This is a genomic window from Streptomyces sp. NPDC094448 (assembly GCF_044763775.1).
Lineage (GTDB): Bacteria > Actinomycetota > Actinomycetes > Streptomycetales > Streptomycetaceae > Streptomyces.
The window spans coordinates 304466-319592 of sequence record NZ_JBIWGU010000002.1 but is presented as its reverse complement, the minus strand read 5'-3'; the positions used below and the strand labels follow the sequence as shown (position 1 = coordinate 319592).

Below are 15127 nucleotides of genomic sequence, written 5' to 3'. Positions count from 1 at the left end.
GTCCGCCGTCGGCCGGCCGCCCGTCGGCCCCCTGTTCGTTCCGCGTTCGGCACGGACCCCGGCGAGGGGTTCGCGGCCCTGTTCACCCCGTGTCGGTGCCCCCGTCGGCTTCCGTACACCCGGGCGCGGCCGGGCGGTTACGGCACCGTCCGCTATCCGGTCCAGGGGATTCCGTTTGTTGTTTTCTTTGCCGGTCTTTGTGTCGGTGCGCCGGGACTGTGCGTCTGGTGGTGCCGGGCGTCGCGGTCCTAACGTCTAGTCATGGAGCTTGAGGTGAGACACCTCCGCGCGCTGTGCGCCATCGCGGATACGGGCAGTCTGCACAAGGCGGCCCGGCGATTGGGCGTCAGCCAGCCTTCCTTGACGACACAGTTGCGCCGGATCGAGAACTCCCTGGGGGCCGAGCTGTTCCTGAGGGAACGTTCCGGCTGCCGGCCGACACCGGTCGGGCGGGCGGTACTGAGCCGGGCCCGCCCGCTGCTGGCCGATATGGGTGCCCTGGTGGCCGAGGCGAAGGCCGCGGCGGCCCGGGAGTCGGGGCCCCGGCTGCGCATCGGGTCCACCGCGAGCCGGGCGCTGCCGGGCTGGCTGGGGCGGCTGCGGCGCCGGCTGCCCGGTACCGATATCTCCCTCCATATGGACGTCTCGCCCAATGCGCTGCTGCGGAAGGTCGCGGCGGGCGGGCTCGACGTCGCCTTCGTCCACGAGGTGGAGGGCTGCCCGCTGACCGTCCCGGACACGCTCGCGGTCCGGGTGCTGGTCGAGCGGGAGCCGCAGTTCGTCTCCATGGCCAGGGACCATCCCGCCGCCGCGGCGGCGGTCGTCGAACTGGCCGATCTGGCCGACGACCGGTGGATCGTCGACCCGACGGTCGACGGCGAGTGGGAGGGCGTCCTCAGGGTGCTGTCCGCCGCCGGGATCGTCCCGCAGCTCCTGCACGGTGACTACCACACCGCGGCCGCGCTGATCGCCGTCGGCGAGGCCGTCGCGCCCTGCCAGCCCACCTCGGACCCGCGCGGCGACATGGCCATCCGGCCGCTGCGCGGCGATCCGCTGGCGGTCCGGCTGCTGCTGGTCTCCCGGCCGGGGGAGCCGGAGCTGTACGGGTCGGTGTACGGGGATCTGGAGGCGGCCTACCGGGATGTGGCCGCGGGCTCGGTGGCGTACCGCCAGTGGCTGCGGAAGCAGAAGGCGGTGACCGTGCCGTAGCGCGGCCTGCCCGGAGGGCGTACGGCGCCGGACGGCCGCGGTCGGAAACGGCGCCGCGCCCGGCCCCCGGGGGTGCCGGGGGCCGGGCGCGGTGCGGGGACCGGTGCCTACTTCACGTACACCAGGCCGTCCGTGGTGATGGTGGGCCGCCCGGCGGTGCCGACGACCACGATCTTCACGGTGTGCTTGGCGCTGGTGGCCCAGGTCTGGGTCCAGATCGCGTCACGGTACTTGGTGGCGGTGGACTTCAGGTCGACCGTCTTGACCAGCTTGCCGTCGACGTAGATGTGCGCCTGTCCGGAGGTCGCGGCCCGCGACACCACCCAGGCGGCCGAGCGGCCGGTGAAGGTCCAGGTCAGGGAGGCGTTCTTGGCGGCGCTGCTGTACGACTTGCCGCCGAGGTAGCTGCTGGAGGACTTGGTCGACCAGGCTCCCGTCTTGACCGCGTGGGCCTCCTGGAGGATCACCGGGGTCGCGGCGACGGCCGCGGTGGCGGCGTTGCCCGCCTGGTCGTAGGCGGTCAGCGACCAGGTGGTGGCGGCCGGCTTGGAGGTGTGGGACGCGGCGGTCACCGTCGGGCCGTAGACCTTGGCGAGCGGCTGCGTCAGCCGGACGTCCCGCAGGGCGCGGGCGTCGGTGGCCTTCCAGCCAAGGGTGACCGGGACGGCGGCCGCGTCGACCGTGCCGGGGCGCAGGGCGACCGCCGGCCTGGTGGAGAAGACCGGCGGCGTGGTCTCGGCGATCACGGTCCGGGCGGCGGAGGTCACGGTCTTGCGGGAGATGTGCGTGGCCCGGACGGCGATCTGGTGGCTGCCCGCGGCGAGGGTGACCTTGGCGGAGGTCGCGGTGCCCGCGGTGGACGCCACGGCCCTGCCGTTGACCAGGACCTCGTACGTGGCGATCAGCTGGGCCGGGGTGGTGGCCTTCCAGTTCACGGTGGCGCTGTTCTTGACGTACGCCGTGGTGCCGACCGTGCCGCCGCCGGTGACGGAGCTGACGGCGAGTCCGGAGACCGAGCCGCCCGCCAGTTCCCGGATGTTGCTGAGCAGGGGGTACGTCTTGGTGCCGGGGCATTCGGTGGCGACTACGTGTGCGTGCCCGTGGATGGTGTTGCGGGTGACTTTGTCGCCCGCCTTCCACTTGAGGTTGCCGAGGGCCGGGATGGTGGCGCCCGGGACACCGGCGGTGAGCACCGTGGTGCCCATCGGGTCCACGCCGTACTGGCCGAGCTTCCACGCGGCCACCCGGGCGGCCGAGTTGAGCGCGGCCTGGGTGGGCGCCACGTCCATGAAGTTGCCCAACAGGGCGATACCGCTGGTCTCGTTGTTGAAGCCGTAGGCGTGGGCGCCGACCACCGGACGGTCCACACCGCCCTTGCGGCCCTCGTAGATCGTGCCGCACTTGTCGACCAGGAAGTGGTAGCCGATGTCCTTCCACTTGGTGTCCGCGCCCAGGACGTGGTAGGCGTACACGCCGCGGACCACGGCGGGGGCCTCGGCGCAGGTGTAGTTGTTGCTCAGCGCGGTGTGGTGGATGGTCACCGCCTTCACCTTGTTGCCCGGGAGGTACGTCGGACCCTCCGGGCTGATCGACTCGTCGGCCTTCCACCCGGCGCGGGTGACGATTTCGGGCCGCGGGGCCGTCGACGGCGGACCGGGCGCCGGCGCGGTCGTCGGGGCGGTGGTCGGCGGCTTGGTGGTGGGGCTGCCGGAGGGCGCCGGACCGGTCGTCGAGGCCGGCGAAGACTGCTGGGGCCCGGTCGGCTCGGTGACCGGCGGCGGCTCCGTCGAAGCGGACGGGGAGGCGACGGGCGGCTCCGTGGTCGCGGCGGGAGCCGTCGACGGGGTCCCGGCAGCCGGGGCGTCGGGATCGGTCGTCTCGGTGTCGGCGACCGGGCGCGCGAAGGCGGCGGGCTCCATCGCGGTGACGCCTCCGGTGCCCGGGTCGATCATGTCGACCCGGATCCCGGCGGGCAGCTCGGTGACCTCGCCGCCCGCCTTCACCCGTACTTCCACGCCGTTGGACGGGCCGACCCACATCGGGTCGGTGGCGCCGCGCCCGGTGCCGTCGCCGTGTCCGGTCTCATCACCGTCCAGGCTCTGCCAGCCGGTCCACTTCCCGGACCGCGTCGACTTGGTTCGCAGCTCGATGGTCCCGGTGATCCGGGCGGCCGGGTCGTTCCAGGTGACACCCAGCAGGCTGAACGGTTCCGTATCGCGCCGCGGCAGCTCGGCGGAGGTACGGTCGGCGGCGACCTTCAGCTCGCTGGCACGGGCCTCCGTCCGGGCGGACCCGGACTTCGCCCCGTCCTCGCCGCTGCCGCCGGACGGCCCGCCGGCCACCGACTGGAGGACGAGCACCCCGGCGACCCCGGCCGAGACCGCCGCCCCGCCTCCCCACCAACGACGAGCCCTGTTACCGCCCCGCACGATGAAACCCCCTCAGACTGGACCGGCGCGAAGTGAACACTGTGGCGCAAGTTACCTGAGTGGTTTAAGGCTTAAGCTCACGGGGCCGCTATCACGCGGTGAAGGGCGCCTTTTCCGTCGGTACGGAAGTCCCTTCGGCGGGTACGGAAGCGGGGGCGGCCCGACCTCCGGACCGCACGGCCGCAGCCTTCGGGTTCCGGTCCGACAGCTCGTCCAGCAGCAGTTTGAGCAGGCCGTTGAGGGTGGCGCCGCTGACGATCTCCCGCCGGTCGATCATCCCCGGGATCTCGGTCAGCGGAATCCACTCGATGCGGTCGGTCTCGTTCTTCTCCACCGGCGGTCCGGTGTACATCGCCCCGTCGGCGCGGAAGAGGAAATGTTCCGAGTCGGTGATTCCGTTCGCGGGCTGGGCGTACAGCAGCGGTCGGACGGACTCCACCCGCCAGCCGGTCTCCTCCTCCACCTCCCGGGCGGCGGTCTCCTCCGGCGTCTCACCCGCTTCGATCAGCCCCATGGGCAGCTCCCAGCCCCAGGTGTCGGTGACGAAGCGGTGCCGCCACATCATCAGCACCCGCTGCCGGTCGTCGACGACGGCGGCAACCGCGAGATGCCGTATCCGCACCACGTGGTGCTCGAAGCGGTGGCCGTCCGGCTGCTGGACGTCCGCCAGCCAGAGGTTGACCCAGGGGTTGGTGTAGATCTGCCGCTCGCCGTGAACGGTCCAGCGCATAGCTCCGACTTCCTTCCGGTGCCCGTTTCCGGTCCGATTTGACGACCGTGTGCCGATCCTCGCACCGGACCCGTACGGGCCCCGGCGGTTCGGCCGGGCTTCACCCGCAGGGGAGCCCCCGCCCCGCCCGCCCCCCCCGGGGACCGCGAACACGACCGCGCCCGGCCTGTACACCACCGGTGGGGGCGGAGTACGGGCCGGGCGCGGGAGACCGGGGCCGGGCGCCAGGCCTTCTTGGTCTCCTAGGAGAGGTCCTTTTCCGGGGGGAGGGTGAGTGTCAGATGATGGATAAAGATGTCGCCGGCTTCGGGGCGAGGTGAGGGCAAAAGGGCAGGCCGACGCGGTCGACAAGGGACGATGAGGACGTAGGCGTCCGTGGTGGTGGGGTATGTCAGTCATTGGCTGAGCCTCCGTGCCTCGATGGCGTCCAGCGCTTTGCGGACGGTGGTGACCCAGGCGTGGTCCTGCCCGAGCCGGTCTTCCAAAGTGGCCAGGACTGCTGCGTACGCCTCCGCAGCCTCCGCCGACGGCAGCAGGCCCAGGTCGTGACGGCACTGGGCGAGGCGGAAGCGCGTCATCAACGTCTCCTCGTGGTTGGCGCCGAGTGCGGTGCTCTCTCCCGCGAGGGCCTGCTCGTACCAGTGCAGCGCCTCGGTCCGACCTCCGTGCGCGTGCAGCATGCGGGCCAGGCAGTAGGCCGCCTTCCGGGCGTAGGCGTCGGCTGCTCCCAGGATGCCCGTGTATGACTCTGCGACTTCGCGCAGCTCGTCCTGCGCCTCCCCATGGCGTTCCAGCGCCTCCAGCGTATGGGCCAGGCAGTGGCGTTCGGACAGCACCTGCGAGTCCCGAGCGTCCACGGTGAGTAGCCGGTCCGCCAGTACGGCGCGGATCTCCTGCTCGGCTTCGGCCGGGCGGTCGCAGTGCCGGAGCATGTCGCCCCGTAGGTGTCGGACTCCGAGCGCCTCCGGGAGGGTGGGAGAACGTCTGTCCTCACTGCCGTCGAACCAGGGCAGTGACGCGTCGAGCAGAACCATGGCGTCCCGGCGACGGTCCTGGTGGGCGAGGTTGTCACACAGGCACTGGAGCATGCTCCAGTACAGCGTGTCCGCCATGCCCTCGGCGCCATACCCCTCCAGGTCGGTCAGCACCGAGCGGTACTCGGCTTCGGCCTCGGCCCACCGCTCCGCGGAGTCCAGTGCGTGCGCCAGCTGGTGTCGGTGGTGCAGCGGCAGAAAGCGGTGGTCCCCCGGCGTGCGGCTGTCAAGGTTCTCGGCCAGTGCCCGGTACTCGGCGCGCGACCCCTCTTCCCCGTGGTCTCGTGCCATCATGCGCTGGGCGACGGTGGCGTGGGTGAGAACGGTGAATGGGTCGTCGGGGCCCAGCTCCCGGCGGCGGGCTTCCAGGACAGCGCGTAGTTCCGCTTCCTCCTCGGCATCGGTGATCCGGCCGTACTTGTGACGGATGAGGGCGATGTTGTAGCGGGTGATCAGCGTCTCGGGATGGTCCGGACCCTGGACCGCCAGCTGGCCGGCCAGGATGTCCTCGTACTCACGCAGTTCCTCCTCGCCGTAGAGCAGGCTAAGGGTGGCGCGGTGACGGACGGACAGCCGCACCGGGTGGTCTTCGGGGAGGACGGCGGCCCGGCGGAGCAGCAGGCGGGCGAGTGCCGCGTCCATGTCCGATGCGGAGAGGTCGGAGAAGTTGAAGAAGGTGTAGGCGGCGAGCCCGGCCTGCAACAGCGGCAGCAGCAGCGCGTCGTCTCCTGTCCCGGCGTTCCTCTCCGGTGCGGCGTCCAGGGCGGCAGTGACATGGGGGGCCAGCAGACGCCACCAGGGCCAGTTGGCCGGCTGTTCGGGGGCGTGGGCCGCGCCCTGGGCGAGGAGTCGGGCTGCAGCATGCCACACTGCCAGACGCTCTTCAGGCGGGTCGTCGGCGAGCCGCAGAGCGTTGACCTCCCGTACCAGCCGGTGGCTGACGAGACAGGGGAACGGCTCCGTCTTGTCGGCCGGACTGTTCGGCCCGATGTCAACGACGTCGATCAGGTTCAGGCCGACCAAGGCCTCTAGGGCCCGGTCGATCCGGTCCGCCCGGTCCGCATCCGTGCTGGGCGGGCATGGCAGGACATCGGGGTCCAGCAGGTCGACGGGGAACGGAGCCGCGGCGCAGCAGGACAGCAGCCGCATAAGGGTGCGGGCCTCCGGCAGTTGCTGTTCCTCCAGCAGGTCCAGGGACAACTCCCAGGTCCGGCCGATCAGACGGCGGTGCGCGCGCTCGGCGTCGGATTCCTCGGGCCGCCAGTGCCCGCCCTGGTCGAGCAGTTCGGCGCCGACCTCGCCGAGCGCGTCGGCGTAGGCCGCGAAGCTTCGTAGCCGGCCGCCAGGCCGGTGGCCCCGGTTGCGCAGGAGTCCGGCGCCGCGCGCCGCGCGGGCAAGGTGGGAGCCGGCGAGTTTGAGCGCCAGGGGCAGTCCGTCGAGTCGTTCGGCGAGTGTCTGTGCCTCCGTCGGGCCGCCGGACTCCCCGGCGAGGTCCAGCAGGACATCCCGCCCGTCGGCGGGGCTGAGGACGCCGACCCGGTGGGTGTCGGCTTCCCGGCCCCAGACGTCGGGGTCGCCGTCCCGGGTGGTGACCACCGTCAGGCCGGAGAGGCTTGAGCGCAGCCAGCCGGTCCCGTCGCCGGGCGTGCCACCCGGCGCGGCGAGCCACGCGGGTTCGTCGGCGTTGTCCAGCACCAGCAGCCACGGGTGTTCGGCGCGGTCGAGCAGGCCCCACACCAGATCGGTGGCGCTGGTGCGACCAGACCAGGCCGCCTCGATGTCCCCTTCGTCGGCGCCCAGTTCGCGGGCCACCTCTCGCATACCGATGACGGGCCCTTCCGGGGAGGCCGCAGACAGCCAGAAGACACGGTACCCGCGATCCCGGGCCTGACGGGCCAGGTGCAGGGCCACGGCGGTCTTGCCGCAGCCACCGAGGCCGCACAGGACCTGCGGCCGACTCTCGCCCTCGGCCAGTCTGGTCTCCAGTTCAGCCAACAAGGCATCGCGGCCCCGCAGACGCGGCGGCAGCTCGCCGTAGGGCGGGCGGATGGAGAACGTTCCCGGGCCTGCCACAACGGGGGGCTGGTCCGCCCCAGGGGGCGTCTCGGCTGAGGGCTCAGAGCTGTCGGTGCGGGCGGCCCGCTTGTCCGCGTTCACCGCACGCTGGGCGGCTTCTCTGACTGCAGCCCAGTCCCGGTCGGGGGTGACGTCACAGCCGCGGAGCAGGGCGGCGAGGGTCTCCCAGGTGGGGACTCGCCGTGCGGTCAGCGCGTCGGAGACGGTGCTGCGGCCCACGCTGCTGCCGACGGCCAGTTCCCGTACCCCTGAGTACCCCGCCCCTCGGGCTACCTCTTGGAGCCGGCGCGCCAACTCCCTTGCCGGGCGGGGCGCGTTGCCGTCGACCTGTCCAAAGCCCGCTGCCACCCGTCCCCTCCCCGTGGTCACTGGTTTCGACCCGAGCTTAGGCATTGTCCGGCCGGACGTCCGCAGGACAGCGGACACCGGACGTTCCCGCAGGCACGCACCGTGCTACTCGCCAGCTGTCCGGCGGCTGTCCGATGGCCCTTCAGGACGATTCCACATCCGCCTAAACCAGGGGGCAGCGGCGGTCGACGCCGCGTCACCGAGTAGACAGGAGAACGGGAATGATCGCAGATCTGGTTTTGGCGGCGGCGGATTTCATGCGAGCGCACCACAGCGAGCTGCAGTTGGGGTTCACCGTGCTCAGGCTGGCCGTCGAGACTGCGCGGAGTGTCCGGTGGGGGATGCGGCGGCGGGACGGAAGGGCGGACATCGTCGTTGCTGAGGACACTATTCGGAGGGAAGGCGCAATGGATGTCGAACTGTTCGGCGGACGGGCGGACGAGCCATCGGAAGCGGTTGTCCCACTTGTTGTCATGGACGATGTGGACACACGGGCTCGTCGAGTTGGGTGGGATTCAACTTGTTGTCATGCCTCGTCCGACAAGTAGTACTCGTCTCATTCCAGCCGTCAAGTGACACCTGAGGAACGCCGTTGAGGTAACGATGGAGGGCGCAGGCCGTGGTGTCTACGAAGCCGACGGGGATGGAATCGGCGTCGACCCAGCAGACCTGGGCATGTTTGCGCGGTTCGCGGTTCGCGGGTTCGCCGGTCCATTCGTGAGCGGCGGCGACTTCACCACCCTCGACCACGCCTGGGCGGCGGAGCGCACCGCCCGCGGCATGGCGACCTTCCTGATTCAAGCCGACCCCGTGTTGGGCTCCACGCTGAGCACCTGGCCGAGACCCGGAAACGGGCGGCACGGCTGGTCTGCATTCGCCCTGATGAGGCGCGCTCATCGTGACAGCTCGGCCTGAAGGTGTCGGACGTCGACTTCAAGGCCGGCACCATCCGCGTCGAGCGGCAGCAGCTCCAGTCCGGGAGGATCGGCCCGCCGAAGACCTCCGAGTCCCGGCGTACGGTTCCGGTCGGCGAGGCCGTCACCGACGCACTCCTCGCGCATCTCGCCGCACGCCCCTCCAAGGAGTGGCTGTTCACTCTGGAGGAGGGCGAAACAGCCGAGAACGGGGCCGCCGAGCGTGAGGGCCGCAAGCCCGTCGAGCTGCCGCACATGGTCACCCACGACCTGCGGCACTTCTACGCCTCCGCGCTCATCGCCGGCGGCGCGAGCGTCAAGCAGGTGCTGCTCGTCCTCGGGCACGCGTCCGCCGTCATCACGCTGCGGATCTACGCGCACCTGCGGCCGGACGAAGAAGACCGCACCCGGGCCGTCATGGACGCCGTGCTCGACGGCCTGCGGACCGGGTGCGGACAGGTAGGCGACATGGCCAGCGAAACCGCAGGTCAGAACGCCTAACCAGAGATCAAGCCTTCTTGGTCTCCCAGAAGATCTTGTCGATCTGGGCGATGTAGTCCAGCGCCTTCTGGCCCGTCGCCGGGTCCGTGGACGCCTTGGCCGCCGAGAGCGCCTTCAGGGTGTCGTTCACGAGCTGGTGCAGCTCGGGGTACTTCTCGAAGTGCGGCGGCTTGAAGTAGTCGCTCCACAGCACCGAGATGTGGTGCTTGGCGAGCTCGGCGCGCTGCTCCTTGATGACGGTGGCGCGGGCCCGGAAGTGCGGGTCCTCGTTGGCCTGGTACTTCTCCTGGACGGCCTTGACCGACTCGGCCTCGATACGGGCCTGGGCCGGGTCGTAGACACCGCAGGGGAGGTCGCAGTGGGCGCTGACCTTCACCGTGGGTGCGAACAGGCGGGAGAGCATGGAGCTGTCCTTCCTCGTGATCGTCTTCTCAAGAGGGGACATTACTCCGTGGGGGGCGGGTTTTCGCGGCTGGCCCCGGGGCTTACGACAAAAGTCCGGTGCCGTCCGGGACCCGCGGCGGACCGTACCGTAGGAGTGCCGGGCAGGAAGGACGCGGAGGTGGCGGATGAGTGAGCCGGAGCGGGCGGCGGCGCCGTTCGGGCTGGCCGAGGTGGTGGGGCCGTCGATGTATCCGACGCTCCGGCACGGGGACCGGCTGCTGGTGCGGTACGGGGCGGCGGTGCGGCCGGGGTGTGTGGCCGTGCTGCGCCATCCGCTCCAGCAGGATCTGCTCATCGTCAAGCGGCTGGTCGAGCGGCGCGACGGCGGCTGGTGGGTGCTCGGGGACAATCCGGGCGCGGAGGGCGACAGCCGGGTGTTCGGCACGGTGCCGCCCGAGCTGCTGCTCGGGCGGGTGCTGCTGCGCTACCGGCCGCCGGAGTCCGGCCGGAAGCCGCCGTGGTCGACGCTCTCCTGGGCGGTGTCCGCGGTGCGTCCCGTCTCCTCCGACCGCTCGGTCTCCCGGCGTTTGCGGGCCCGGTAGGCGGCCACGTTGGCGCGGGTCGCGCAGCGGTCCGAGCAGTAGCGCCGGGAGCGGTTGGTCGAGGTGTCGAGGTAGGCGTTGCGGCAGGGGGCCGCCTGGCAGAGGCCGAGGCGGTCGACGCCGTGCTCGGTGAGATGGATGGCCAGGCCCATGGCGGCGATGGCCGCGTATCCGGCCGTGGCGTTCGACGGATGCTCGGCCAGGTGCATATGCCATTTGGGGCGGCCGTCCTCGTCCCGGAAGTCGTGGCCGGAGATCTGCGGGCTGACCGGGAACTCCAGCAGCAGGGAGTTGAGCAGATCGACGGCCCGGGTCTCGTCGCCCTCGTCCGCCGCGGTGAAGACCGCCCGCAGTTTGGCCCGTACGGTACGGAACCGGGTCACGTCCGCCTCGCCCGCCCGGCGCGCGGCCTGCGATGCCGGGCCGAACAGCTCCCGGATGGTGTCGACCGAGGTGAGAGTGTCCTTGTTACGGGCCGGCTCCTCGGTGTTGACCAGGCGCACGGCATACTCCGAGTAATAGGCCAGTTCCACTTGTAGTCCTTACCGTGGTGGTCTAGGGTCGAGTTCGATCGGGTTTAGTAATGGTCGACTCTGTATTTAGGGTATTACGTAGCTGCTGTGAGGGGAGAACGCCGTGCCGGAGTTCGGAACGGGAACAGGGGTGGCAGCGGGCACCGACTGGCGGGCCTGGCAGCAGAGCTGGGACCGTCAGCAGGAGTGGTACATGCCTGATCGCGAGGAACGCTTCCGGGTGATGCTCGACATGGTCGAGGCCACCGTCGGCCGCGCACCCCGCGTGCTGGATCTCGCATGCGGTACGGGAAGTATTACGGACCGGCTGCTGCGACGGTTCCCGGACGCCACGAGTACCGGGGTCGATCTGGACCCCGCCCTGTTGACCATCGCCCGCGGCACCTTCGACGGCGACGACCGCACCGGCTTCGTCACCGCCGATCTCAAGGACCCCGACTGGACCGCGGCGCTGCCCCACCCGACGTACGACGCCGTTCTGACCGCCACCGCGCTGCACTGGCTGCGCTCCGGACCGCTCGCGACCCTGTACGGACAGCTCGCCGGGCTCCTCCGTGACGGCGGTGTCCTGATGAACGCCGACCGCATGATCGACCGCACCACCCCCAGGATCAACGCCGCCGAACGCGCCCACCGGCACACCCTGATGGACCGGGCCAAGGGCACCGGCGCCGTCGACTGGGCCGAATGGTGGGCCCTCGCCGCGCAGGATCCCGTACTCGCCGAACCCACCGCCCGCCGCTTCGAGATCTACGGCGACCACGCCGACGGCGAGACGCCCTCCCTCCACTGGCATGCCGAGACCCTGCTCGCGGCCGGGTTCGGCGAGGCGCGGGCCGTCTGGGCCTCCCCCTCGGACGCGCTGGTCCTGGCCGTGAAGTAGCAGCCAGGACCCGTACGGACAAACGCCCGGAGAGAGCCTCCGGAAAACTTCCGGAAAAAACGCCGGGCCGCTGCAACCCCGGCAGCGGCCCGGCGCACTGACTGAAGGGGGACCGGAACCACAGGACCAGGAGGAGGGGCAGGGGGATGACGCGGACCGAGACCGATACCGCGCTGCGCGAGTTCGTCGAGGGGCGGCGCACCGCGCTGCTCCGGAGTGCGTTTCTGCTCTGCGGCGACCGCGACGAGGCGGACGATCTCGTCCAGACCACTCTGGTGAAGGTGGTGCTCGGCGGCCGGCGGCACGGCCGGATCGACAATCTCGAAGCCTTTGCGCGCAAGACGCTGGTGAATACCTTCATCGCCTCACGACGGCGTTTCTGGCGGCGTGAGCATGCCTACGAGACACTGCCGGAACACCCGCTACCGGTGACCGACCCCGACAACGGGCTGGTGATCAGGGCGGCCCTCGGGCGACTGACGGCCAAACAGCGGGCCGTGGTGGTACTGCGGTACTGGGAGGACCTGAGCGTCGCGGAGACCGCGCGTTTGCTCAATATGCGGGAGAACACCGTGAAGAGCCACGCGGCCCGGGGGCTGGCCGCACTCCGCGCCGAGGTGCACGAGGAGTACGCATGAAAGAGGACATCAGGGACCTGCTGGAACGCGCCGAGAGCACCGCAGACGGACGCGGTCGCTCCGCTGTGACGACCGAGTCGGTCTACGCGGAGGTCGCCGGGGTCCGCCGCAGACGGCGCAGGGGCCTGGCCGGGGCGGTGGCCGCGCTGGTCCTCGCGGGCGCCGCGGTCGTCCCCGTCCTGGACCGGGACCGGGACCGGGGCGGCACTCCGGCGATCGCCGCCGAGGGGCAGCACGCAGGCGACTCCGCGGGGGCGGCCCGTGCGAAGCAGGTCGCCGGGCTGCTCGCCGGGGATACGGACGGGATCGTGAGCGTGACCCGGATCCGCGACGCGCCGATTCCGACCGGCTACCGCGAGAACTCCGGCGACGAACTGGACTGGGGGGACGTCAGCACCGGACCGCTCGACGGCCACTATCTGATCCTCCGCCAGGTGGAGCGGAAGACCGTGGCGACCGGGCTGAGCCTGTCCACCATGTCGGCCACGACGGCGAGGAAGGTGAACGGCCGGATCAAGGGTGTGGAGGGCTGCGCCGCCGTCTCCGGCTGCAGCCGCGCACCCGGCCCCGCCGCGAGCACGGTCTACTCCTGGAAGACCACGAACTTCTTCGCCCTCGGCGGCGCGCCCTGGCGGAAGTTCGGTGACCAGCGGCTGGTCACCTATCCGGACGGCAGTGTGCTGCTGGCGGCGGACGGAGTCGACCTGGGGCCCTTCCTCTCGATGAAGGAGTACACCGCCAGGGGCGGGGTGAAGGACTTCACCGAGTCACGTGATCTGGCGCTCTCCGCCGAGCTGACGCCCCTCGGGGCGAAGCGGCTGACGGCGCTCGCCGGGAGTGCGGCCCTGGTGCCCCGCCCGGCTGCTCCCTGACCGCGCCTCCGGCGGCCCCGGGGGGCGCCGGGACGGGGCGGTGGAGGCGTCGGGGCCGGGCCGGGGAGGGCCCGCCCCGCGCCCCGCGCCCCGCGCCCCGCGCCCCGCGCCGCGGGTCCGGGGACGGCGACGGGGGCGGTACGGAAACCATCCGTACCGCCCCCGTCGTATCACCGCACCGCCGCGGTCAGAGCACCTTCGACAGGAAGGACTTGGTCCGCTCGTGCCGGGGGTCCGTCAGGACGTCCCGCGGATGGCCGGACTCGACCACCCTGCCGTCGTCCATGAACACCAGCGCGTCGCCGACCTCCCGCGCGAAGCCCATCTCGTGGGTGACCACGATCATCGTCATGCCGTCCTCGGCGAGACCGCGCATCACGTCCAGGACATCGCCCACCAGCTCCGGGTCGAGCGCCGACGTCGGCTCGTCGAAGAGCATCAGCTTGGGCTCCATGGCCAGGGCCCGCGCGATCGCCACCCGCTGCTGCTGGCCGCCCGAGAGCTGCGAGGGATAGTGGTCGGCGCGGTCCCCGAGACCGACCCGGTCCAGCAGCTTCAGCGCCCGCTCCCGGGCCACCGCCCGGGACTCGCCCTTGACCTGCATCGGCGCTTCCATGACGTTCTCCACCGCCCGCATATGGGGGAAGAGATTGAACCGCTGGAACACCATGCCGATATCCCGGCGCTTCAGGGCGACCTCGCGCTCCTTCAGCTCGTAGAGCTTGTCGCCCTTCTGCCGGTAGCCGACCAGCTCGCCGTCGACGGAGAGCCGGCCCGCGCTGATCTTCTCCAGGTGGTTGATGCACCGCAGGAAGGTCGACTTGCCGGAACCCGAGGGCCCGATCAGACAGAAGACCTCCCGGGGCGCGACCTCCAGGTCGATGCCCTTGAGGATATGGGCGCTGCCGAAGGACTTGTGGACGCCCTCGGCCTTCACCATGGCGTTCATCGGGTGCCTCCCGCGGGGGTGGTGCGCCGGCCGGAGCCGGAGAACAGATTGACCTTGACGCGCTGCCAGGGGGTGGGCGGCAGATCGCGCTGGGAGCCGCGGGCGTACCGCCGCTCCAGGTAGTACTGGCCGACGCTGAAGACACTGGTCATCACGATGTACCAGAGCGAGGCGACGAACAGCATCTCCATCACCGCATAGGAGGTGGAGCCGATCTGCGAGGTGGTGCGCATCAGTTCGCCGTAGGTGACCACGTAGACCAGCGACGAGGTCTTCAGCAGATTGATGAACTCGTTGCCGGTCGGCGGGATGATCACCCGCAGGGCCTGCGGGAGCACCACCCGGCGCATCGTCTTCGACTGGGTCATACCGAGCGCCTGGGACGCCTCGGTCTGGCCCTGGTCGACCGAGACGATGCCCGCCCGGCAGATCTCCGCCATATACGCGGCCTCGTTGAGGGCGAGGCCCAGCAGGGCGCACATGAACGGGGTCATCACATCGGTCATCTCGTCCTTGTAGATGCCCGGGATGTTCAGATACTCGAAGATCAGCGCCAGGTTGAACCAGAGCAGCAGCTGGACGTAGACCGGGGTGCCGCGGAAGAACCAGATGTACAGCCAGGCGACCGAGCTGGTCACCGGGTTCTTCGAGAGCCGCATCACGGCGAGCAGCACACCGAGGACCACACCCAGCGCCATGGCCAGGACACTGATCCACAGGGTCTTGCCCGCGCTTTCGACCACCTGCCGGTCGAAGGCCATATCGCCGACGGTGCCCCATTTGATGTCGCCCTGGGCGAACGCGTAGACCACGGCGGCCAGCAGGCCGATCACGATCGCGCCGCTGACCCAGCGGCCGGGATGCCGGACGGGTATCGCCTTGATGGCCTCGGGCGGGATGTACGCGGCCTCGGCCGGGGCCGCCTCCGGCGCGCCGTCCCGCCGGTCGGTCTTGTCGAACATGCCGGGTCGCGAGCTGTCGGTACTGTCAGTCACGGTGACTGCCCTTCGGGGGAGTCTCTTCTA

11 protein-coding genes and 3 pseudogenes are annotated in these 15127 nt (G+C 70.7%); 6 read left to right on the top strand and 8 right to left on the bottom strand.

The genetic code is table 11. From position 1 onward, the window contains the following. The first annotated feature begins 261 nt into the window (after positions 1 to 261). Positions 262 to 1209, top strand: coding sequence for a LysR substrate-binding domain-containing protein (locus ACIQ9E_RS04845; RefSeq protein WP_403702001.1), 948 nt, complete (start codon positions 262 to 264; stop codon positions 1207 to 1209). A 107-nt stretch (positions 1210 to 1316) separates the two neighbouring features. Here the strand turns inward: ACIQ9E_RS04845 and ACIQ9E_RS04840 are convergent, their stop codons facing one another. From ACIQ9E_RS04840 to ACIQ9E_RS04825, 4 genes and pseudogenes are all read right to left on the bottom strand, one after another. Continuing rightward, the gene (locus ACIQ9E_RS04840) at positions 1317 to 3638 is read right to left on the bottom strand and encodes an N-acetylmuramoyl-L-alanine amidase (RefSeq protein ID WP_403701998.1); all 2322 of its coding nucleotides are present in this window, start codon (positions 3636 to 3638) and stop codon (positions 1317 to 1319) included. A 208-nt stretch (positions 3639 to 3846) separates the two neighbouring features. Further along, positions 3847 to 4368 (bottom strand): annotated as a pseudogene (locus ACIQ9E_RS04835) (NUDIX hydrolase); the annotation flags it as partial. A 395-nt stretch (positions 4369 to 4763) separates the two neighbouring features. Then, entirely contained in the window at positions 4764 to 7826 is a 3063-nt protein-coding gene (locus tag ACIQ9E_RS04830; RefSeq protein WP_403701995.1) for a hypothetical protein, read from the bottom strand. A gap of 561 nt (positions 7827 to 8387) precedes the next feature. Beyond that, positions 8388 to 8558: pseudogene (locus ACIQ9E_RS04825) on the bottom strand (DNA mismatch repair protein MutT); the annotation flags it as partial. Positions 8559 to 8731: 173 nt separating this feature from the next. On the opposite strand from ACIQ9E_RS04825, the pseudogene ACIQ9E_RS04820 reads away from it, so the two are divergent. Next, positions 8732 to 9241 (top strand): annotated as a pseudogene (locus tag ACIQ9E_RS04820) (site-specific integrase); the annotation flags it as partial. Positions 9242 to 9248: 7 nt separating this feature from the next. Here ACIQ9E_RS04820 and sodN read toward each other — a convergent pair. Then, positions 9249 to 9644 carry a superoxide dismutase, Ni gene (gene sodN, locus ACIQ9E_RS04815; RefSeq protein WP_366255333.1) on the bottom strand — a complete coding sequence of 132 codons (396 nt, stop codon included), beginning with the start codon at positions 9642 to 9644 and terminating at the stop codon, positions 9249 to 9251. Between the two features lie 166 nt (positions 9645 to 9810). Between sodN and sodX the strand changes: the two genes are divergently transcribed. After that, a complete protein-coding gene (sodX, locus tag ACIQ9E_RS04810; RefSeq protein ID WP_403701992.1) occupies positions 9811 to 10227 on the top strand; it encodes a nickel-type superoxide dismutase maturation protease in 417 nt (138 codons plus the stop codon). Here sodX and ACIQ9E_RS04805 read toward each other — a convergent pair. Beyond that, positions 10110 to 10760: a CGNR zinc finger domain-containing protein gene (locus tag ACIQ9E_RS04805; protein WP_403701991.1), complete on the bottom strand. Its 651-nt coding sequence runs from the start codon at positions 10758 to 10760 to the stop codon at positions 10110 to 10112. The genes sodX and ACIQ9E_RS04805 overlap by 118 nt on opposite strands. A 103-nt stretch (positions 10761 to 10863) precedes the next feature. Here ACIQ9E_RS04805 and ACIQ9E_RS04800 point away from each other — a divergent pair, with 103 nt between their 5' ends. From ACIQ9E_RS04800 to ACIQ9E_RS04790, 3 genes are all read left to right on the top strand, one after another. Beyond that, the gene (locus tag ACIQ9E_RS04800) at positions 10864 to 11643 is read left to right on the top strand and encodes a class I SAM-dependent methyltransferase (RefSeq protein ID WP_403701989.1); all 780 of its coding nucleotides are present in this window, start codon (positions 10864 to 10866) and stop codon (positions 11641 to 11643) included. A gap of 146 nt (positions 11644 to 11789) precedes the next feature. After that, positions 11790 to 12281, top strand: coding sequence for a SigE family RNA polymerase sigma factor (locus ACIQ9E_RS04795; RefSeq protein WP_403701986.1), 492 nt, complete (start codon positions 11790 to 11792; stop codon positions 12279 to 12281). Next, complete coding sequence (locus ACIQ9E_RS04790) at positions 12278 to 13153, top strand: hypothetical protein (RefSeq protein ID WP_403701983.1); 876 nt, start codon at positions 12278 to 12280, stop codon at positions 13151 to 13153. Before ACIQ9E_RS04795 ends, ACIQ9E_RS04790 begins: the two co-directional genes overlap by 4 nt. A 187-nt stretch (positions 13154 to 13340) precedes the next feature. Here ACIQ9E_RS04790 and ACIQ9E_RS04785 read toward each other — a convergent pair whose 3' ends face one another. Beyond that, complete coding sequence (locus tag ACIQ9E_RS04785; protein ID WP_040914299.1) at positions 13341 to 14093, bottom strand: amino acid ABC transporter ATP-binding protein; 753 nt, start codon at positions 14091 to 14093, stop codon at positions 13341 to 13343. 5 nt (positions 14094 to 14098) lie between these two features. Beyond that, a complete protein-coding gene (locus tag ACIQ9E_RS04780) occupies positions 14099 to 15064 on the bottom strand; it encodes an amino acid ABC transporter permease (RefSeq protein WP_403702902.1) in 966 nt (321 codons plus the stop codon). Between the last annotated feature and the right edge of the window lie 63 nt (positions 15065 to 15127).

Excerpts from the sequence above, each read along its gene's own strand:
- ACIQ9E_RS04780 (WP_403702902.1), bottom strand. The coding sequence starts at position 15,064 with ATGTTCGACAAGACCGACCGGCGGGACGGCGCGCCGGAGGCGGCCCCG.
- sodX (WP_403701992.1), top strand. The coding sequence starts at position 9,811 with ATGAGTGAGCCGGAGCGGGCGGCGGCGCCGTTCGGGCTGGCCGAGGTG.
- ACIQ9E_RS04845 (WP_403702001.1), top strand. The coding sequence starts at position 262 with ATGGAGCTTGAGGTGAGACACCTCCGCGCGCTGTGCGCCATCGCGGAT.
- ACIQ9E_RS04785 (WP_040914299.1), bottom strand. The coding sequence starts at position 14,093 with ATGGTGAAGGCCGAGGGCGTCCACAAGTCCTTCGGCAGCGCCCATATC.
- ACIQ9E_RS04790 (WP_403701983.1), top strand. The coding sequence starts at position 12,278 with ATGAAAGAGGACATCAGGGACCTGCTGGAACGCGCCGAGAGCACCGCA.
- sodN (WP_366255333.1), bottom strand. The coding sequence starts at position 9,644 with ATGCTCTCCCGCCTGTTCGCACCCACGGTGAAGGTCAGCGCCCACTGC.
- ACIQ9E_RS04795 (WP_403701986.1), top strand. The coding sequence starts at position 11,790 with ATGACGCGGACCGAGACCGATACCGCGCTGCGCGAGTTCGTCGAGGGG.